The 19,774-nt window shown below is 49.3% G+C and carries 19 protein-coding genes; 8 read left to right on the top strand and 11 right to left on the bottom strand.

Going from position 1 to position 19,774, the window contains the following annotated elements; translation table 11 throughout:
• Positions 1-77 precede the first annotated feature (77 nt).
• Positions 78-1,370, top strand: a complete 1,293-nt coding sequence (gene msrA / locus C2M35_RS10185) for a peptide-methionine (S)-S-oxide reductase MsrA (protein WP_105265257.1) — start codon at positions 78-80, stop codon at positions 1,368-1,370.
• Between the two features lie 17 nt (positions 1,371-1,387).
• Here the strand turns inward: msrA and C2M35_RS10180 are convergent, their stop codons facing one another.
• Positions 1,388-2,347: a GlxA family transcriptional regulator gene (locus C2M35_RS10180; RefSeq protein ID WP_105265256.1), complete on the bottom strand. Its 960-nt coding sequence runs from the start codon at positions 2,345-2,347 to the stop codon at positions 1,388-1,390.
• Between the two features lie 158 nt (positions 2,348-2,505).
• On the opposite strand from C2M35_RS10180, the gene C2M35_RS10175 reads away from it, so the two are divergent.
• Entirely contained in the window at positions 2,506-4,401 is a 1,896-nt protein-coding gene (locus C2M35_RS10175; RefSeq protein ID WP_105265255.1) for a beta-ketoacyl synthase, read from the top strand.
• Between the two features lie 94 nt (positions 4,402-4,495).
• On the opposite strand, the gene fghA is transcribed toward C2M35_RS10175, so the two are convergent.
• Positions 4,496-5,344 carry an S-formylglutathione hydrolase gene (fghA, locus tag C2M35_RS10170; RefSeq protein WP_105216025.1) on the bottom strand — a complete coding sequence of 283 codons (849 nt, stop codon included), beginning with the start codon at positions 5,342-5,344 and terminating at the stop codon, positions 4,496-4,498.
• Between the two features lie 9 nt (positions 5,345-5,353).
• Positions 5,354-6,481: an S-(hydroxymethyl)glutathione dehydrogenase/class III alcohol dehydrogenase gene (locus C2M35_RS10165; RefSeq protein ID WP_234000048.1), complete on the bottom strand. Its 1,128-nt coding sequence runs from the start codon at positions 6,479-6,481 to the stop codon at positions 5,354-5,356.
• Between the two features lie 93 nt (positions 6,482-6,574).
• On the opposite strand from C2M35_RS10165, the gene C2M35_RS15885 reads away from it, so the two are divergent.
• The 6 genes from C2M35_RS15885 (at position 6,575) to C2M35_RS10135 (ending at position 11,236) form a co-directional block, all read left to right on the top strand.
• Complete coding sequence (locus C2M35_RS15885) at positions 6,575-7,189, top strand: LysR substrate-binding domain-containing protein (protein ID WP_105265253.1); 615 nt, start codon at positions 6,575-6,577, stop codon at positions 7,187-7,189.
• Positions 7,122-7,484 carry a LysR substrate-binding domain-containing protein gene (locus C2M35_RS15880; protein WP_158677960.1) on the top strand — a complete coding sequence of 121 codons (363 nt, stop codon included), beginning with the start codon at positions 7,122-7,124 and terminating at the stop codon, positions 7,482-7,484. The genes C2M35_RS15885 and C2M35_RS15880 overlap by 68 nt, the downstream gene beginning before the upstream one ends.
• Before the next feature lie 86 nt (positions 7,485-7,570).
• On the top strand, positions 7,571-8,779 hold the full coding sequence (locus tag C2M35_RS10150; protein WP_105265251.1) for a lipoprotein-releasing ABC transporter permease subunit: 1,209 nt from the start codon (positions 7,571-7,573) through the stop codon (positions 8,777-8,779).
• Positions 8,772-9,473 (top strand): lipoprotein-releasing ABC transporter ATP-binding protein LolD, encoded by a 702-nt coding sequence (lolD, locus tag C2M35_RS10145; RefSeq protein WP_105265250.1) that lies wholly within the window; start codon positions 8,772-8,774, stop codon positions 9,471-9,473. The genes C2M35_RS10150 and lolD overlap by 8 nt, the downstream gene beginning before the upstream one ends.
• A 5-nt stretch (positions 9,474-9,478) precedes the next feature.
• Positions 9,479-10,711, top strand: a complete 1,233-nt coding sequence (locus C2M35_RS10140; RefSeq protein WP_105265285.1) for a lipoprotein-releasing ABC transporter permease subunit — start codon at positions 9,479-9,481, stop codon at positions 10,709-10,711.
• A gap of 99 nt (positions 10,712-10,810) precedes the next feature.
• Positions 10,811-11,236: a DUF4826 family protein gene (locus C2M35_RS10135; protein ID WP_105265249.1), complete on the top strand. Its 426-nt coding sequence runs from the start codon at positions 10,811-10,813 to the stop codon at positions 11,234-11,236.
• Here the strand turns inward: C2M35_RS10135 and C2M35_RS10130 are convergent.
• From C2M35_RS10130 to C2M35_RS10095, 8 genes are all read right to left on the bottom strand, one after another.
• Positions 11,223-11,681, bottom strand: a complete 459-nt coding sequence (locus tag C2M35_RS10130; protein WP_105198930.1) for a GNAT family N-acetyltransferase — start codon at positions 11,679-11,681, stop codon at positions 11,223-11,225. The two genes, C2M35_RS10135 and C2M35_RS10130, sit on opposite strands and share 14 nt — an antisense overlap.
• An 8-nt stretch (positions 11,682-11,689) precedes the next feature.
• On the bottom strand, positions 11,690-12,832 hold the full coding sequence (locus tag C2M35_RS10125; protein WP_105265248.1) for a cupin domain-containing protein: 1,143 nt from the start codon (positions 12,830-12,832) through the stop codon (positions 11,690-11,692).
• A 112-nt stretch (positions 12,833-12,944) separates the two neighbouring features.
• On the bottom strand, positions 12,945-14,312 hold the full coding sequence (gene purB / locus C2M35_RS10120) for an adenylosuccinate lyase (RefSeq protein WP_105198932.1): 1,368 nt from the start codon (positions 14,310-14,312) through the stop codon (positions 12,945-12,947).
• A 70-nt stretch (positions 14,313-14,382) separates the two neighbouring features.
• Positions 14,383-14,985 (bottom strand): high frequency lysogenization protein HflD, encoded by a 603-nt coding sequence (gene hflD, locus C2M35_RS10115; RefSeq protein WP_105198933.1) that lies wholly within the window; start codon positions 14,983-14,985, stop codon positions 14,383-14,385.
• Position 14,986: 1 nt separating this feature from the next.
• Positions 14,987-16,087 (bottom strand): tRNA 2-thiouridine(34) synthase MnmA, encoded by a 1,101-nt coding sequence (gene mnmA / locus C2M35_RS10110; RefSeq protein WP_105198934.1) that lies wholly within the window; start codon positions 16,085-16,087, stop codon positions 14,987-14,989.
• Positions 16,088-16,173: 86 nt separating this feature from the next.
• Positions 16,174-16,617: an NUDIX hydrolase gene (locus C2M35_RS10105; protein WP_105265247.1), complete on the bottom strand. Its 444-nt coding sequence runs from the start codon at positions 16,615-16,617 to the stop codon at positions 16,174-16,176.
• Positions 16,610-17,263, bottom strand: coding sequence for an rRNA large subunit pseudouridine synthase E (locus C2M35_RS10100; protein ID WP_105259127.1), 654 nt, complete (start codon positions 17,261-17,263; stop codon positions 16,610-16,612). Before C2M35_RS10100 ends, C2M35_RS10105 begins: the two co-directional genes overlap by 8 nt.
• Positions 17,264-17,319: 56 nt before the next feature.
• Positions 17,320-19,542 (bottom strand): NADP-dependent isocitrate dehydrogenase, encoded by a 2,223-nt coding sequence (locus tag C2M35_RS10095; protein WP_105198937.1) that lies wholly within the window; start codon positions 19,540-19,542, stop codon positions 17,320-17,322.
• Positions 19,543-19,774 lie beyond the last annotated feature (232 nt).

Here is a 19,774-nt window from a genome sequence, read left to right as displayed (position 1 = left end):
ACAGGTGCAGGGGAAATATGAGACCTGCATTGATATCACCGAATATCTTCTTATCTCTACAGTCTATCGGGGTTATTATGTTTAACAAGTTGTTTTTATGCGCGATTTCACTGTTTCTTGGGCTAAGTTCAAGCAGCTTGCTTGGCGCCGATAAGGCGCAAATGACCAACGCGACGCGACAAATTGTGCTTGGGGCTGGGTGTTTTTGGGGCGTTGAAAAGCGTTTTGAAGCCTTACCAGGGGTGCTCAACGCCGAGTCGGGTTATGCAGATGGACGGGGATTTAAACCCACTTATCAGAACATCATCGCCAGAAAACGTCGTTTTGATGAAAATAACTACGCCGAAGTGGTGCGCGTGACCTTTAATGCCAATGTCGTCAGCTTAGAGCAAATCCTCCAGTTCTACTTTGAACAACATGACCCTACCCAAGTTAATCGTCAGGGCAATGATAGGGGCACCCAGTATCGCTCCACCATACTTACCTACGATGAAACGCAGCAGGGTATTGCCGTTAAGATACAGAGTCAGTATCAAAAATTATTAACCCAGGCCGGTTATGGCCAGATAGCGACGGTTATCAAACCGCTGGAAAAATTCCATCCTGCCGAAAATTATCATCAGGACTATCTTCGCAAAAACCCTAATGGCTATTGCCCGGATCATTCCACCGGCGTTCGTTTTGCAAAGCAAGAAGAAGCTCGGGTCGATAATACGCCGCTGTTAAAGGGGAAGCATATTGTCATGCTCGATGCCCGTGCCTATTGCCCGTACTGTGAGAAATTTAAGGCGGATGTACTGAATGACTATCAAGGCTCTATCAAGGTACATATGCGCTATGCGTCACAGCTTGATGGCCTAAGCGTGACCACACCCACTTTTGCGACGCCGACCATCTTATTTTTAGAAAACGGCAAGGAAGTGGCCGGTTATCAGGGGTACATGGAACCTAGTCTGTTTTATAAGGCGCTGGGCGCGTTCAAACTAGGAGACACCGAGGCCTATCGGGTCGCCTTTAACAAGGGCACGGATAATCGCTTTTGTCAGGAATATGAAATCTTTAAAAATACGCCGGACGGTGTGTTTATAGACAAACTCTCAGGTGCGCCTCTATTCGATACCAAAGATCGTTTTAATTCCGGCACCGGCTGGTTGTCATTTACCAAACCCGTGGCGGGGCAGGTAACCCGTCATCAAGACAACAGTTATGGCATGCGCCGCGTGGAAATTCGCTCTAAATCCTCAGGTATTCACTTGGGGCATGTCTTTGCCAACGAGGGACCGGGAGGCAAACCGCGCTATTGCATTAATGCCACAGTGTTGGAATTTGTACCCCGGGCCCAATATCTTGCCCGCACCGAAGCGCAATAGAGCGCAATAATGCTTGGCTAGTCACTGTCGCTGCTAAAGAGTTTTTTACGCACCAGGGTGCGGTACTCACTCGGGCTTTGTCCTAGCTCCTGGGTAAAGAGCTTATTGAGCAGTGCCTGATGGTTAAAGCCCAGCTCTAAAGCGATATCGTTAATGCTGAGGTTGGAGTTGGCGAGCAACTCCTGGCCAGCCTGTACCTTAAGCTTGCGCCAATATTGATTCGGACTTAGGCCGGTGGCCTGTTTAAAGCGCCGCGTCAGGGTGCGCTGTGAGATGGCAAATTGACTGGCTATTTCGGCAATACTCAGTTCCGCGCTCAGGTTATTCTTCAGCCAAAACTGAACCTGGGCGATAAGCTCATCGGGGTGACGTTCATTCATACCTTCTAGGTAGCGCTGTTGCTCATAGGGTTTTCGTACCTCATGGGAGAAGTTGCGCTGCACATGCAGGGCACATTCGCGGCCATAGAGATTCTCAAGGATATGCACTATCACGTCGGCTAAGGCATTGAGGCTGGCGACACAATAAAGTCCCTCGGCCTGGGTAATAAAGTACTCGGGCTTTAGCTCAACTTTAGGGTAATCCCGCTTAAACTGATCGGCATAATGCCAATGGGTGGTGGCCGGGTGGCCGTCGAGCAATTTGGCCTCGGCGAGAAAGCAGTTGCCGGTGCCAACGCCTATCATGGCGCAGCGTTTTGGGTCGAGCTTGGCCAACGCCTGAATCATACCCTCTTGTTTTCTCAATACCGGGCGCGGGTTGCGCCACAGGCTGGGTAAAATAAGCAGATCACAGGTATCTAGTGCATCTAATCCGACGTTGGCGGTGAAGGGCAGGCCACTGTGGGCGAGAACCGGCTCAGTGGTTTGTGCCATCAACTGCAGGCAGAGTTTCGGTGCTTCCTTGCTATGGCGCCGTGCAAAGGCATACCCGGCGTGGAGCATCTCAAAAGGCAGGGTCAGGCTGGTGGCCAGCATTTGTGGATACAGGCTATTAATACGTTAAATGGCTTCATAAAAGATCCGACCATTTAAATTTGGCCGTATTTGATAAATATATGGCCATTAAAACACATATCGACCGCTGTGTTCCACTTACACTAGGGACAATTTCCAAAGTAAAAGAATGAGTTGTTATGAGTGCATTACCTGTAATTGTTGCCATGGGTGGTATTAATGCCGCCGGGCGCACGTCATTTAACCAGGGTTTCCGCCGTGTGGTACTCGATGCCTTGCCATTAGCACAGCGTCAAGAAACCCTATTAGGCCTGGCCAGTTTAATGAATCTGGTAAGTGACGAGCAGGGACAATTGCTGAGCAAGGATGGCGTTGCCATCACAGCCGACAATGTTGAAGCGCAACTGGGCGAGCAGATCCTAGCTGGTACCCTAATTCGTCGTATCGAAGAGCGTTTCTTCGACGTTGATGCCACTCATTCGCATCAAAAATTGGTAGCCCAAGCCAGTGCGCCTATCAGCTTTACCACCCGTAAGCGTCAGCTTCCTGAGCCTATCCCAAGTAATTGGCAAGTCACCGAGCTGGAAAAAGGCCAGGTTGAAGTAACCATTTGTGGTGATTTTGAGGTTAAGCTCGACAGTTACCGTGACAACCCCATCAAGGCTGCTGGTCAATTGCCTACCGGTTTTGACCCATCGCAAATGTATAACAGCCGTTATCAGCCGCGTGGTCTGCAAGCCACTATTTTTGCTGCCAGTGATGCGATTCATGCCAGCGGTCTGGATTGGCAAAAGGTGATGAACTCGGTGGAGCCGGATCAAATCGGTACCTACAGTGCGTCTGTGGCCGGTCAGGTGAATAGCGAAGGTCTTGGCGGTCTGTTTAAAGCGCGTCTGCAAGGTGACCGTGTGAGCACCAAACAGCTGGCGCTGGGTCTTAATACCATGTCTACCGACTTTATCAATGCCTATGTAACCGGTAACGTGGGTACCACCTTTACCACCTCAGGTGCTTGTGCCACCTTCTTGTATAACCTGCGTGCTGCGGTACACGACATTAAGGCTGGTCGTACTCGTGTTGCTATCGTGGCTTCAAGCGAATGTGCCATCGAGCCGGAGATCATTGAAGGCTTCGGTAATATGGGCGCCTTGGCCAACGACGATAACCTGAAAAAACTTGATGGCAGCGATGAAGTGGATTACCGCCGTACCTCGCGTCCATTTGGCGAAAACTGTGGTTTCACCATAGGTGAGGGCGCTCAGGTGACCATATTAATGGACGACGCCTTAGCGTTGGAATTAGGCGCTGACATTCTTGGCAGTGTGCCGGATGTGTTTGTTAATGCCGATGGTTTTAAGAAGTCTATTACCGCACCGGGTCCGGGTAACTATATCACTATGGCCAAAGCCGTGGCATTGGCACAAGCCATTGTTGGCGATGAAGCCATCAGTAAGCGCAGCTTTATTCTGGCCCATGGTTCGAGCACACCACAAAACCGTGTGACCGAGTCGGCGATTTACGACCGTATCGCTACTGCTTATGACATTAACAATTGGCCGGTTGTGGCGCCAAAAGCTTTTGTTGGCCACACCATAGCACCAGCCAGTGGCGATCAGCTTGCTTTTGCCCTGGGTGTGTTTAGCGACAACATCATGCCGGGTGTAACCACCATAGATAAGGTGGCGGACGATGTATTTAACGCTCGTCTTAATATCAGCCTGGAGCATTATCAATGTGCCCCTCAGGATGTGGCCTTTATTAACTCTAAAGGCTTTGGTGGTAACAACGCCACCGCGCCTGTGCTCAGCCCAAGTGTGACTAAACGCATGTTGGCTGCTCGTCATGGCGATGCTGCAATCGCGGAGCATGAAGTGGCCTTTAAAGATACAGCAGCGCAACAGCAGGTTTATTTTGAACAGGCGCAACGCGGCGAGTTTTCACTTATCTATCGTTTTGGTGAAGGTCTTATCGACGAAAATGCCATCAGCTTCGATACCGAGCAGATGCAGATCCCGGGCTTTGATAAGCCAGTTCGTCTGGATATTGCCAATCCGTACAGCGACATGACCAAATAAGCAGGTCGTGAAAGAATGAAAAAAGCCCCGCATCAGCGGGGCTTTTTGTTATCTGTAAGGGCCGGCCCTAAGGGCTTTCCCTAAGGGCTTTCCGTTAGCCTAAGTATTGTGCATGGAAGTGCAAGTGCTGGTCGATAAAGCTACTGATAAAAAAGTAACTATGATCGTAACCAGGGTGCTGCTCCAGGCAAAGAGAGACATCGGCTTGCTCTGCCGCGGCGATTAAACGCTCCGGTCGCAACTGGCTTTCCAAAAAGGTGTCACTCATGCCCTGGCTGACCAGCAGCGGCGGGCATTTATCCACTGGGGTATGGCTGAGTAGCTCACAGCTGTCATAGGCCTTCCAACTCTCCCTGTCTTTACCCAAATAACCACTAAAGGCTTTTTCACCCCAAGGGCAGCTAAGCGGGTTGGTTATAGGAGCAAAGGCACTAACACTTGTGTATTGGCCAAGATTACGTAAACCTAAAACCAAAGCACCATGACCACCCATGGAATGGCCGCTGATGGCCTTTTTACCATTACTGGGAAAGTGCTCATCAATCAGTGCCGGCAGCTCAGAACATATGTAGTCATACATTTGGTAGTGCTGCTTATAAGGCTCTTCGGTGGCGTTAACGTAAAAGCCGGCACCTAAACCGAAGTCGTAATTGCCCTCGGGATCATCGGCAACTCCCTCGCCACGTGGGCTGGTGTCTGGTGCCACAAGAATAATGCCGAGCTCGGCGGCGGTTTTAAAGGCCGCCGCTTTTTGCATAAAGTTTTCATCGGTGCAGGTTAAACCCGACAGCCAATACAGCACAGGTGCCTTTGCGGTTTCATCCACGCCCGGGGGCAAAAAGATGGCAAAGGTCATGGTGCAGTTATTCACCGCGGATTTGTGGCTGTAACGCTTATGCCAGCCGCCGTGTACCTTATTATTGGCAATTAATTCCAGGCTCATATCGCCCCCTTACTTATCGTAATGGATCACGCTGCGAATACTCTTACCCGCGTGCATCAGCTCGAACGCCTCGTTGATGTCTTCAAGAGGCATGGTATGAGTAATAAAGTCATTCAGAGCGAACTCGTTATTTAGGTAACGCTCTACGATTTCTGGCAGCTCTGAGCGACCTTTTACGCCACCAAAGGCGGTGCCGCGCCATACACGGCCTGTTACCAGCTGGAATGGACGTGTTGAGATTTCCTGACCGGCACCGGCAACACCGATAATCACAGACTCACCCCAGCCCTTATGACAACATTCCAAGGCGCTGCGCATCACATTGACATTACCGATGCACTCGAATGAATAATCAACACCACCATCTGTCATCTCAACGATCACTTCCTGGATTGGTTTATCGTAATCATTGGAGTTGATAAGGTCGGTAGCGCCAAGTTTCTTCGCCAGCTCAAACTTACTTTCGTTGATGTCGATACCGATAATGCGACCGGCACCGGCCATTTTTGCGCCGATAATGGCCGACAGACCGATGCCGCCCAAACCAAAGATAGCGACTGTGTCACCAGGCTGTACTTTGGCGGTATTAAGCACAGCGCCCATGCCGGTAGTAACACCACAACCTAATAGACAGACTTCTTCCAAAGGCGCTTCTTTATTCACCTTGGCGAGGGAAATTTCAGGCAGAACCGTGTACTCGGAGAAGGTTGAACAGCCCATGTAGTGATAAATTGGCTCACCGTCTTTATAAAAACGTGTGGTGCCGTCTGGCATCAGGCCTTTACCCTGGGTTTCACGAATTTTTTGACACAGGTTGGTTTTACGCGAGGTACAGAACTTACACTCGCCACATTCCGGGGTGTAAAGAGGAATAACATGGTCACCCACGGCTACACTGGTCACGCCTTCGCCTATGGCTTCAACTACACCACCGCCTTCATGGCCTAGGATGGCAGGGAAGATGCCTTCAGGGTCTTCACCAGAGAGGGTAAAAGCATCGGTATGACACACGCCTGTGGCATGGATCTTTACCAGCACTTCGCCGGCTTTCGGCATCATCACATCGACTTCTTCAATTTTAAGTGGTTGCTTAGGGCCCCAAGCAACGGCGGCTTTTGATTTAATAAATTCAGCCATAACCATGGATCTCTTCTTATGAAATGAGGTGAAATTATTACACAATATGTTAAGTTTTAACTGGAATTAATATACTTTTACAAAGAGGTAATAATGCGTTGGCAAGGCATGCCGGAATTTATTGCTGCGGCGCAAGCTCAATCCTTTACCTCCGCGGCACGGCAAATAGGCACCTCGGTGGCCCATATCAGTCGTTCAATCAGTGCCCTGGAGGAGTATTACAATACTCAACTTTTTATTCGCAGCACCCGTAAGGTGGTGTTGACGCAACAAGGTGAGTTGCTTTTGCACCATGCCAAAAAGGCGCAGAGCGTACTTGAGCAAGGGGAGTGGGCGCTGCAACAGCAGCAGGCCCAACCCAGTGGGCAATTGAGGATCACCGCACCTGTAATGTTTGGCGAGCAATTTATTATGCCCCTAGTGCACGAATATATGGCCCTTTACCCTAAGGTCAGCGTCACCATGATCTTGAGTAATCAAACCATGGACTTAATTGGTGAGCATATAGACCTGGCTATACGTATCGGTGAGCTTGCGGACTCGAATCTTAAAGCACGTCGACTGGCATCAAGGGCGGTAATAGTCTGTGCGTCACCTGAATACTTAAACGAATACGGCCAGCCTTATGTATTGAGTGAGCTTGCTCATCATCAATGCCTTCTCGGCCATGCCGACACCTGGCGATTTCAAGAAGATTGGGCGCTTTAGGCATGTAAAAATAGCCAAGACCAAATTACGCTGTAACAGCGGTTGGGCCTTGGCGGATGCGGCCATGCGTGGCTTGGGGTTGGTACAACTGCCGGATTATTATGTGCAACCGGCGCTGCAACAGGGCCAGCTCAAAGAGGTGCTGCACAGTTTTGCAATTCGCAAAGAGCCCATATCTGCCATTACCCCGGCTAATTTATACCAGGCCAATGCCACCAAGGCGCTGATGGATTATCTCGCCGAGCATCTGAGTGATAGGCTAGGGGCCAGTTACGACCTTGGGCTGGGGCGATAAATTCGCCTACCGGAAGTGCTGAGCATACCCATGACCGCGTCCCTGTGTTAGCATCGTGACAATTTCGTTTTATTGTTAAGCTGTTGATGTATAAGCCTGTCAGTTTATTTATTGGTCTACGCTACTCGCGCTTATCTAAAGGCAGTGCGTTTGTCTCCTTTGTTTCGTTTTTTTCCATTGCCGGTATAGCCCTAGGCATCACCGCCTTGTTTACCGTGATGTCGGTAATGGATGGCTTTGAAAACAACCTAAAACGCACCATGTTGTCGATGATCCCTCATTTGCAATTTACTATGGCCGAGCGAGAGCCCCAGGCGCAGCAAGAGTTGATCGCTGATTTAAAAGCGCAGCCGGAAGTCAGCTCGATCAAGCGTTATCATCAGGCTCAGGCCATAGTGCAAAGCGCCGCTGACATCCAGGGCGTGCTATTGCAAGCTCCTTATAAAACCTTGCCGGATAATGTAATCGACAACATTGAGGTGGGCAGGATGCAGAGCCTCTATGATGAGCGCTATCACATCGCCATTAGTCGCTATTTGGCCCGTACTTTGGATGTGGGCGTCGGCGATACGCTGCGCGTGACCATTCCCAGTGTTTCTACCTATACGCCCATGGGCCGCATTCCGGCGCAGCGATTATTCACCGTGGCTGTTATTTACCGTACCGGCTCAGAGCTGGATATGCATACTCTGTTTACCTCTGGCGAGTCATTGCAGCGTTTGTTGCGTATAAAAAATGCCGATGATGCGCCCATTGAAGTAAGCCTGAGCGATGCTTTTAACAGCGAATTGGTGCTGTCACGCTTAAATGAGCAACAGCGTCAGGGCGTCACAGACTGGCGGCAGAGTCAGGGCAGTTTATTTGCTGCGGTGGCGATGGAAAAACGCATTATGAGCCTGCTTTTGGGGCTGATATTTATGGTCGCCGTGTTCAACATTTTATCCTCTTTAACCATGATGGTGAGGGAGAAACAAGGCGAGGTGGCAATTTTGCAGACCCTAGGGTTAGATCACAGCCAAATTGCCAGAATTTTTATGATACAGGGTTTATATAACGGTGTGGTCGGCAGCGTGATAGGCGCGGTTTTAGCTGTGCTGGTGGTTTTTAACCTCAATGCCATTTTAGCGGCGATCGGTTTGCATTTATTTGGTCAGCAAGAGCTGCCGGTGGTGGTGTCCTATAGCAATCTAATGCTAATTGTACTTGGGGCCGTGGTGATGAGTTTTGTCGCCACCTTGTATCCAGCGAAAAAGGCCGCCGAGGTGCGTCCAGCAGAGGTGTTAAGGTATGAGTAGTAAGGTAATTAGTTGTCAGGGGTTGACCAAGGTTTACAGCGATGCGGCGGAGCAAATTGAGGTGCTTAAGGGCATAGATTTAACCGTTGAGCGCGGCGAAAGCGTTGCTATAGTCGGCTCTTCCGGCTCGGGTAAAAGTACCTTATTGCATATTCTTGGCACCTTGGATAAACCCACGCAGGGTAGCTTGGAAATTTGCAATACCGAGGTGGCCAAACTGACGCGTAAGCAACAGGCACAGTTTCGAAATAAGCATTTGGGCTTTATCTATCAGTTTCACCATCTGCTGATGGAGTTTACGGCACTTGAGAACGTGGCCATGCCCTTGCTGATAGCGGGAATGGATGCCAAAGAGGCCGAACAAAAAGCGAAAGTCATGCTGGAGAAGGTGGGACTGACCCATCGCGCCGACCATAAACCGGCAAAACTGTCCGGTGGCGAGCGCCAGCGTGTGGCTATTGCCCGTGCCGTGGTGAGTGGACCGGATCTGGTGCTGGCCGATGAGCCGACGGGTAACCTGGATAAACACAATGCCCAGCGTATCTTCGCCTTGTTGATGGAATTGCAGCAGGATTTGGGCACTAGCTTTGTGGTGGTGACCCATGATCTTGATTTGGCCAGTCGCCTTACCCGTACCGTGGTCTTGGATGAGGGCGTATTGAATCCGCAAAGGTCCGAGGCTCATGTACTATGAAGGCCATGTCCTTAAGTTTGCTACTGGCGCAGCGTTTTCGTAAATCTCAGCGTAATAGCGGTTTTATGGGCTTTATGGCCCGCAGCTCAAGCCTGGGTATTATTCTTGGTGTCGCCGTACTTATTTTGGCGCTGTCCGTGGTGAACGGGTTTCAGCAGCAATTGGTTGAGCGCTTGTTAGCCCTGGTGCCCCATGTTGAGTATGTGGCCGCGGACAGGCCTATAGAGCGGTGGCCGCAAAAGCAGCAACGCCTGGAGCGACAAGACAATGTAGTTGCGGCGGCGCCTTTTATTGCCGTCAATGCCATGGCGCAATATCGCGGTAAGCTCGAAGCGGCACAGGTTAGGGGCGTAGTGCCCGAACTTGAAACCAGGGTATCCATAGTCGATGACTTTATAAGTGGTAAAAAACTGACGGAGTTAGATGCCAATGAGGTGATTATCGGCGCCCAATTGGCCAAGGCGCTGGGGCTTGAGCGCGGCGATAGCCTGACGCTCTTGATGACGGATATTAATAACCCCAGCGATGCCCTAAGCGCACCGATACGCTTAAATGTGCAGGTGGCAGGGTTAATTGAAAGCCATGGACCGCTGGATAAACTGCAAGTTTATTTGCCTTTGACCGCTTTGCAGCAGGCGTTTGCTTTTACAGAGGATCAGGTCACCGGATTGCGCATTACCCTGGATGATGTATTTAGTGCCCAGAGCGAGTCTATGCGTATTGGTCGCTCCCTCGATGACTATGTCTATGTGAACAGCTGGGTTCGCACTCAGGGCGGCCTGTATCAGGATATTCAAATGGTGCGCACCATAGTTTATTTAAGCGTCTTTTTGATCATAGCCGTGGCCAGCTTTAATATTATTTCTTCGCTGTTTATGGAAGTAAAAGAGAAGCAAAGTGCCATTGCCATCTTACGCACCATGGGCGCCAGTGATGTGATCATTATGCTCGCCTTTATGCTTCAGGGGGTAGTTTCCGCCGTGATAGCGACCTTGATTGGCGCCTTGGTTGGTGTTTTGTTGGCACTCAACATCACGGATATTTTTGTGCTCTGGAGCGATTTTATCGGTGAAAATAAGCTGGCCGGCGTCTATTTTATCGACTTTTTGCCAGCGCAAATTCATTGGCAGGATATCGCTCTGGTGGCGGCCATTACCTTAGTGATCACAGTGTTAGCCTCTATTTATCCAGCCTGGCAGGCGGCAAAGATTGACCCCGCCAAGGTATTGGGCAACTAACCCTCACAAAACTAAACTCCTGCTTTGTATCCTTTAGGGCTTGCAAGGCAGGGCGCTTCTTCGTAAAGTGACCCTAGCAACAACAATAGAAGTAGTATTATGTCGCAACAACAAGAACAATTAGCACAACAAGAACAACTAATTCGCGCCTTCCAACGTCAAGGTTTTGAAGCTGCGCAAAAGCATTTAGCCGAAAAAGGCATCATGCCAAAAACTTTGGTAGAAAAAGACAGTCGCTTCTTAGCACCACTTTGTGCGGTGTGGAAGTTTAAGGCGCAAGATGGCAAAACCTATTGGGTGATCACAGGTCAGTTACCTGTCGATCATATTGAAGTGTCAGCCGCTGGCTCGGCTCGCGAGGCAATTCGTCATTTCTCACTGCAATGGCAGCTTAAAGCAGATCAATTGCTTAATAGCCCACGTTTAGATAAAACTCAGCACGACTTTGCTCAACTGCTGATAAACCGTGCACATGGCCTTTATGAGCTATACGAAAAACAAGAACTATGGACTAATGAACCATAGTAAAAGGACTACTGTCACAGCGTGACACCGGGCATTCCAGGCGCTGTCTTGGAATGCCAGCCTCCATAAACACACAGCCACAAGGCGAAAAGCCTTTCTGCTTAAAGCGTTCTACCTCATCGAGCACACAATTAATACATATGGACTTAAAGCCGCAATTGCTGGCGTTGATAAGTACGTATTTGAGTATTTCTGTATAGATGCTGGGGTTACGATGGTCTGGAAGGACGGCAATACGGCCTAAAAGGCCGTCTTGACATAGGCGTGCAGTAGCAACAGGAGTCCCGTTTTCATCATAGGCGACAAAATGCAGGGCATTATTGTCGCGCTCGTCAAATTCAACACTTTTGGGAATGTTTAATTCGAAAACAAAGACTCGCTCACGTATTTGGCGTATCGGGCTATCTTGAGACCCCCAGTCGACTTGGTGGATCCGATAAGGCATAACCCCTCCTAATCTGCAAACCAATAACCTTCTTTGATCAGTGTAGCTAATGTCTGCCTGAAAAGTAAACAGCTTGTATTCATTGCCAGCACATGGGTAGCTATGCTTTGCTCATCACATAATAGTTTTACGGTTTCCAAGTGATTGATTGGCAGGCAAAAGCTGTGGCCTTCAACGGCAAGGATAACGGCATCTTGCTGTTCTACGTACAGAGATCTCAGACCTCCGGCCTTGTGTAAAAGGGGATAATCACTAAGGAAATCCATTACCTGGTGTTCTTCTAGCGGCTCATCTAAGGGCAATAAGTCCTTATCATGTTTAGGCTCACTGAGACTTTCGCTGATAAAGCGCAAGAAGGTGCTGTCGTCGTCAATCGCGGCAATCATTAATTTACGCAAGCGAGCGATTTCATCACTGGTTAGTTCACCGCGACTGGGGCGCTCCGTTAGTTGTTCATCACCATAACGTGCTTGCCCTAGGTCATGGTCAATGAGGTGATCGGCGAATGCAGAGAGCAGATCCGTTTGATTCGGCGCTCTAAAACCAATTGAATAGTTTAGCGATGGTTCAATGGCATACCCTTCGTGCGGCGCATTAGGCGGAATATAGAGAATATCACCTGGCTCTAGCTCGACATCGATAACCGCAGTAAAAGAGCCAACCTGGAGCAGGCCTTTATTGGCGCTAAATTGTTGTACGCTTTTATCAACCTGACCAACTCGCCAATTGCGTTTACCCGAACCTTGAATAATGAACACATCATACTGATCTATGTGCGGACCCACACCGCCGCCCGGGGTGGAATAGCTCACCATCAAGTCATCAATGCGCCAATTGGGAATAAAACGAAATGGCTCAACCAGCTCGGCAGCATCAGGGTGCCAATGGTCGACCGCCTGTACCAACAGGGTAGAGTGCTCTTCGCCTAGGGTGCTGAAGTCTTCAAAAGGGCCATTGGCACATTGCCAACCGTCACTATTAGTGACGATACGCGACTCTATCCCTTCTTCCATTGCCAGACCGGCGAGTTCTTCTGCATCGATCGGGTCAACAAAATTTTTAAAGCCGCCCTTAATGAGTAGGGGTTGTTTCTGCCAGTATTGCGCTAAAAATTGCGCCTTGCTGAGCTCGTTTATTGTTAGGCTGTACATGGTTACTCCTATAATACCAATTCACTTACTTAACAGAATTGGTATAAAAAAAGCGAAAGAGCAGCGCTTTTGGCCGCATCTTTCGCTTTATAGCATATTCTAGTGCTGAAAATTAAAGGTTATCAATGAACTCAACGGCGCGGCCAATGTAGTTGGCTGGGCTTAGCTCTTTTAATTGCGCTTTAACTTCTGCTGGTAGTTCAAGCGTGTCGATAAACTCGGCCATAGCCACCTGATCAACACGCTTACCGCGAGTCAGCTCTTTTAGCTTTTCATACGGCTTTTCGATACCGTACTTACGCATTACCGTTTGAATTGGCTCTGCAAGTAGCTCCCAGTTCTGATCAAGTTCGGCAAGTAAACGGTCGGCATTTACTTCAAGCTTGCTGATCCCTTTTAGGGTCGCTTGATAAGCGATTAGGGTATAACCCATGCCAACACCCAGGTTACGTAGAACCGTTGAGTCGGTTAGGTCGCGCTGCCAGCGTGAAATTGGAAGCTTTTGCGCCAGGTGAGCGAAAATCGCATTGGCCAGACCCAGGTTACCTTCTGAGTTTTCGAAGTCGATCGGGTTAACCTTGTGCGGCATGGTTGATGAACCGATTTCGCCGGCAATGGTCTTTTGCTTAAAGTGGTTAAGAGCAATGTAACCCCAAACGTCACGATCGAAGTCGATAAGAATGGTGTTGAAACGCGCTACCGCATCGAACAACTCGGCGATGTAGTCGTGTGGTTCGATTTGCGTGGTGAACGGGTTAAAAGTAAGACCTAGGCTGGTAACAAACTTTTCTGCATGTGTGTGCCAGTCGTAGTCAGGGTAGGCGCTTAGGTGAGCATTATAGTTACCAACGGCACCGTTGATTTTACCTAGCATGCTTACTTGAGCAACCTGATCGCGCTGGCGCTTAAGACGCATGTACACGTTGGCAAACTCTTTACCCATGGTTGAAGGTGAAGCAGGCTGACCGTGAGTACGTGTCATCATGGCGATTGACTTGTATTCAACGGCTTTTTCTTTAACTGCGTCAAGTAGCTGATCCATGTAAGGAAGCAATACGGTATCGCGCGCTTCGCTTAGCATCAGGCCGTGTGACAGGTTATTGATATCTTCAGAGGTACAGGCGAAGTGGATAAACTCGTTAACGGCATTAAGCTCGGCGTTATCGGCCACTTTTTCTTTTAGAAGGTACTCAACCGCTTTTACGTCGTGGTTGGTGGTGCGTTCAATTTCTTTAACGCGGGCCGCATCGGCTTCGCTAAAGTTTGCAACTATGCTATCAAGCAGGGCATTGGCTTCTGCGCTTAACGCTGGAACTTCTGCAATTTCCTTGGCCTCGGCGAGGGCTTGTAACCAACGTACTTCTACCTGTACGCGGTATTTGATCAGACCAAATTCACTAAAAATGCTACGTAGTTCAGTTGTCTTACTACCGTAGCGCCCATCTACCGGAGAGATCGCGGTTAACGCTGAAAGCTCCATATTAACTCCTAAGTTACGTTGAACGATTATCTTTTATTTGCTTGCAAGCCAATAACTCACAAGCCGGGGTTTAAATGTGTTCTTTAGCTAAGGCCAATATTTTGCGTTTGGCAAATATAAAGTGGCGGCGTTTACCACCGACCTGACGCCATAGCACCGCCGCGCGTATGCCTGCCAAGAGCAGGGCGCGAATACGGTTTTGAATGCTGCTTTGTTTTAATAGTGCCGGTTGACCGAATACCTGAATGCGCTGCCCAAGCGGACTGATGATGCGGGCATAGGTATCGGCAAAGGCGGCAATAATAGACTCATCAAGCAGGTCTAAGTGGTTTAATTTATTTTTTACCAGGTCTATATCGCGGCCAAGCTCGGCCAGGGCTTGCGGCTTGCTGCTCAGGATGCGTTCAAGTTGAATTAAGCCACCGACGTATTTGACCAGCTCGACGTTTTTATCACTGCCCGGGCTTAACTGAGAAACCAGGGCGCGATAGCCGGAATGAAGATTACGACTGCTGCCGTAAATTTGCTCGGCATTGTCGGCATCGGTCGCTAACAAGGAATTGAGCAGCGGCTCAATTTCATGCTGTTGTGACTGGCCGTATTTGGCCAGCTTTTGCACCTGCAGGGCTACTTGGCACATGGCCGCCAGGGCCATCACTTGATTGGCGTTCATACTAGCGGATCACCGAGTCGATAATACCGCCACCAAGGCAGACATCGCCGTCGTAAAATACCGCTGATTGACCTGGAGTTACCGCCTTTTGCGGCTCATCGAAGAGCACGCGAGCAACGCCGTCTTGGCCAACTAATAAAGTACAAGGGATGTCGTGCTGACGATAACGGGTTTTCACCGTAACGCGTGCCGTGCCTTTAGGACCAACGCGGTCAACCCAATGCAGCTGATCTGCATTAAGGCCATTGCTATACAGGCGAGGGTGGTCTTTACCCTGACCTACAACCAGCACATTGCGCTCTATGTCTTTGTCGACGACATACCAAGGCTCGCCAGAGCCTTCTTTTAGACCGCCGATATGCAGGCCCTTACGCTGACCTAGGGTGTGATACATCAAACCTTCGTGTTCACCCACCTCGTTGCCATCCGTGTCTTCGATTACACCGGGTTGGGCTGGAAGGTAACGTTGTAAAAAGTCTTTAAACTTACGCTCGCCGATAAAACAGATACCGGTACTGTCTTTTTTATCGTGGGTCACTAAGCCTTGTTGCTCGGCGATTTCACGTACCTGCGGCTTAGGTAATTCCCCCACTGGGAACAGGGTTTGGGCGATATGCTCATGGCTTAGGGTGTACAGGAAGTAACTTTGATCCTTGTTGTCGTCCTCACCGCGGAGCATGGCGAACTTACCATCGCGCTCTTCACGGCGCACATAGTGGCCGGTGGCGATATAGTCGGCGCCCAAGGCTTCGGCGGCAAACTCTAAAAAGGCTTTAAATTTGATTTCCTTGTTACACATAATATCCGGGTTGGGGGTACGTCCTGCCTTGTATTCGGCAAGGAAGTACTCGAACACGTTATCCCAGTATTCGGCGGCAAAGTTAACCGTGTGTAATTCGATTCCTAACTTTTCACAGACCATTTGTGCGTCTTTCAGATCTTCTGCAGCGGCACAATATTCATCGTTGTCGTCTTCTTCCCAGTTTTTCATAAACAGGCCTTCGACTTGATAGCCTTGCTCTTTTAACAGGTAAGCGGATACGGATGAGTCAACACCACCGGACATGCCGACGATTACTTTAATTTGGCTGTTATCGCTCATAGGAACTGAATTTTCACATCACTTGGCTTTAAAGGCGCGAATTATATCACGCTTACCCAAGGGCTTGAAGTGGCAAGGTGGGCTTGTTAACCCACTTGATAGCTTAAATGGCTCAGGGGGATCAAGGGCCGCGATTGGGAATCATCAATGCATTGGCGGACTAACTCGGAGCGAAGCGCCAGAGATTGGATTTCTTCATGTGTTAACCAGTGACAAGCCATGATATCCGGGTCCTGCGGCTTGGGTTCAAGACACTGTTCCAGCTCGCCATAAAAGCAAAAGCGCAGATAATGGACACCATTTTTTGCCTGCAAACTGTAAATACCCACCAGACCTAAGGGCGCAGCTGTGATCCCGGTTTCCTCATAAAGTTCGCGGGTACAGGCTTGAAGGAGAGATTCATTTTCTTCCAAATGCCCGGCCGGTTGATTAAAAACCACTTCGCCGCTTAGTTTGTCACGTTCTTGCACCATCAAATAACGCTCGCCACTTTTTAACACCATGGCAACGGTTACATTAGGTCTATACATGTTTTTTCTCCAAACGGTACTGGCCGCTTTGTAAATCGCCCAAGCGATAGCTACCTATGGCGGCGCGAATGAGCCGCAGGGTCGGGTAGCCGACATGGGCGGTCATGCGTCGCACCTGGCGGTTGCGACCTTCTCGGATCTGAATTTCAAGCCAGGTGGTGGGGATATTCTTACGCTCGCGTATTGGCGGCGTGCGCGGCCAAAGTCCTTGTGGCTCGTCGATGATCTTGACTTTGGCGGGCAGGGTCATGCCATCATTGAGTTCAACGCCTTGTTGTAAAGCGTGCAAGGCAGCATCGGTGAGAGCACCTTCTACCTGAACCCAATACGTTTTATAGGTATTTTTCTTGGGGTTGGCGAGCTGGTGCTGCAACTTACCGCAGTTGGTCAAAAGCAACAGACCTTCGGAGTCGCGGTCGAGACGACCTGCGGCATAAACCTGCTTGATGTCTATGTAATCGGCCAAGGTACGACGGTTGGCATCATCGGTAAACTGGCACAGCACATCATAGGGTTTATTGAATAAAACCACCTTAACTTGCTGTGGCGGCACGCTGGGCTTGGCGGGTTTACGCTTAAATCGGGTTTTATCCGCTGGTTTACCTGAAAAGGGGCGTGAGCGTGTGTTATTGGGCTTTTTTGTCATGGAGTAAAAATAAAAAAGGCACCCGATTGGATGCCTTGATATTGCATTCGATACGATTAAGCTAGTTTAGCAAGAATCGCATTGAAAGTATTGCTTGGACGCATAGCTTTGAACGCAAGCTCTTCATTTGGCTGGTAGTAACCGCCGATATCCATGCTTGGACCTTGTGCGTCGTTTAGTTCCTTGATGATGGTTTGCTCATTCTCGCGAAGTAGCGCTGCTACCTCAGTGAAACGTGCTTTAAGATCCGCATCAGCGTCTTGTGCAGCAAGTGCTTCAGCCCAGAACAAGGTCAGGAAGAAGTGGCTGCCACGGTTATCAATTTCACCCACTTTACGTGAAGGTGACTTGTTCTCGTCAAGGAACTTAGCCGTTGCTTGATCCAATGTATCAGCAAGTACCTGCGCTTTGGCGTTGTTAGTACGGGCACTTAGGTGCTCGTAAGATGCGGCAAGGGCAAGGAACTCACCTAGAGAATCCCAACGTAAGTGGTTTTCTTTTTGGAACTGCTGTACGTGCTTAGGAGCACTACCGCCAGCGCCGGTTTCGAATAGGCCACCACCGTTCATAAGAGGAACGATAGACAGCATTTTCGCACTGGTGCCCAGCTCAAGAATTGGGAACAAGTCAGTTAGGTAGTCACGTAGTACGTTACCTGTTACTGAAATAGTGTCCTGACCTTCTTTAATACGCTCAAGTGAGAACTTGGTTGCAGCAATTGGGTCTAGGATAAGGATTTCCAGGCCACTGGTGTCGTGCTCTGGCAAGTAGGCGTTAACCTTTTTGATAAGCTCGGCATCGTGTGCGCGGGCTTCATTTAGCCAGAATACCGCAGGAGTGTTAGTGGCACGGGCACGATTTACGGCCAGTTTAACCCAGTCTTGGATAGGTGCATCTTTCACCTGACACATACGCCAGATATCACCGGCTTCAACATCATGCTCGATAAGCACAGTGTCATTTGCATCAACAACGCGTACTTTACCCGCGCTCTTGATTTCAAACGTCTTGTCGTGTGAACCGTATTCTTCGGCTTTTTGTGCCATCAGACCTACGTTTGGTACGCTACCCATGGTGCTTGGGTTGAATGCGCCGTGCTCTTTACAGAACTCAACAGTCGCATCGTATACGCCAGAGTAGCTACGGTCTGGAATTACGAAAGCAGTGTCTTGTAGCTGACCGTCGGCGTTCCACATTTGACCAGAAGAACGGATGGCCGCTGGCATTGACGCATCGATGATCACATCGCTTGGTACGTGCAAGTTAGTAATGCCGCGGTCTGAGTCTACCATGGCAACCGCTGGGCGCTGCTCGTATACCGCCATGATGTCGGCTTCGATTTCTTTGCGCTTGGCTTCGTCTAGGCCTTCAATACGAGCGTATACATCGCCAAGACCGTTATTTACGTCTACACCTAGCTCTTCAAATAGGGCGCCGTGCTTAGCGAATACGTCTTTGTAGAATACTTTTACTGCATGACCGAAGATGATTGGGTCTGACACCTTCATCATGGTTGCTTTCATATGCAATGAGAACAACACGCCTTGTGCTTTAGCTGCATCGATTTGCTCGGCAATAAAGGCCTGTAGCTTAGATACGCTCATGCAAGAACCGTCGATGATCTCGCCGTCTAGTAGTTTTACTTCTGGCTTCAATACCGTGATGTCACCGTTATCAGCCACATGCTCGATGCGTACGCTGGTCGCTTTTTCTACGGTTACAGACTTTTCTGAGCCGAAGAAGTCGCCGTCTGTCATTGATACAACACTAGATTGCGAGTCCTTGCTCCACTCACCCATTGAATGAGGGTTTTTACGGGCATAGGCTTTTACCGACGCTGGCGCGCGACGGTCTGAGTTACCTTCACGTAATACAGGGTTTACGGCGCTGCCTTTAACCTTGTCGTAACGGGCTTTGATATCTTCTTCTTGCTCGTTTTTAGGCTCATCAGGGTAGTTAGGAAGGGCATAACCCTGGGCCTGCAATTCTTTAATCGCCGCTTTAAGCTGCGGTACTGATGCACTGATATTAGGAAGCTTGATGATGTTTGCTTCTGGTGTTTTAGCCAATTCACCTAGCTCGGCAAGGGCATCACCGATACGCTGGTCTTCGTTTAAAAACTCAGGGAATAGGGCAATAATACGGCCGGCAAGAGAGATATCGCGAGTTTCTACATCGATACCAGCAACTTTTGAAACTGCTTCGATTACAGGAAGCAAAGAATAGGTAGCCAGAGCTGGCGCCTCATCAGTCTTGGTGTAAATGATTTTCGAGGTCATTTTGTGTCCTAATTTATCGTTGTGTATTATCGGCCTAGGCAAAAAAATCCACCTAAAAAGACCGACATCTGCTGTCACTGCGGTGCAGTTTAACAAGCAAAAGAGAAAAGCTCCATTCACCTTTAGGTTAGGGCGGATATTAAAAATTCAAGTATTGTTTACAGAATAAGGGAAAACTTTACGTAGCGACGAGTAAAATAAGGGGGTACAGAGGGGATCAAAGCGAGCTAGT

The sequence above is a fragment of the Pseudoalteromonas sp. T1lg76 genome (assembly GCF_002964725.1).
Classification (GTDB): domain Bacteria; phylum Pseudomonadota; class Gammaproteobacteria; order Enterobacterales; family Alteromonadaceae; genus Pseudoalteromonas.
The sequence above is the reverse complement of the archived record's forward strand: the minus strand, read 5'-3'. Positions and strand labels throughout refer to the sequence as shown.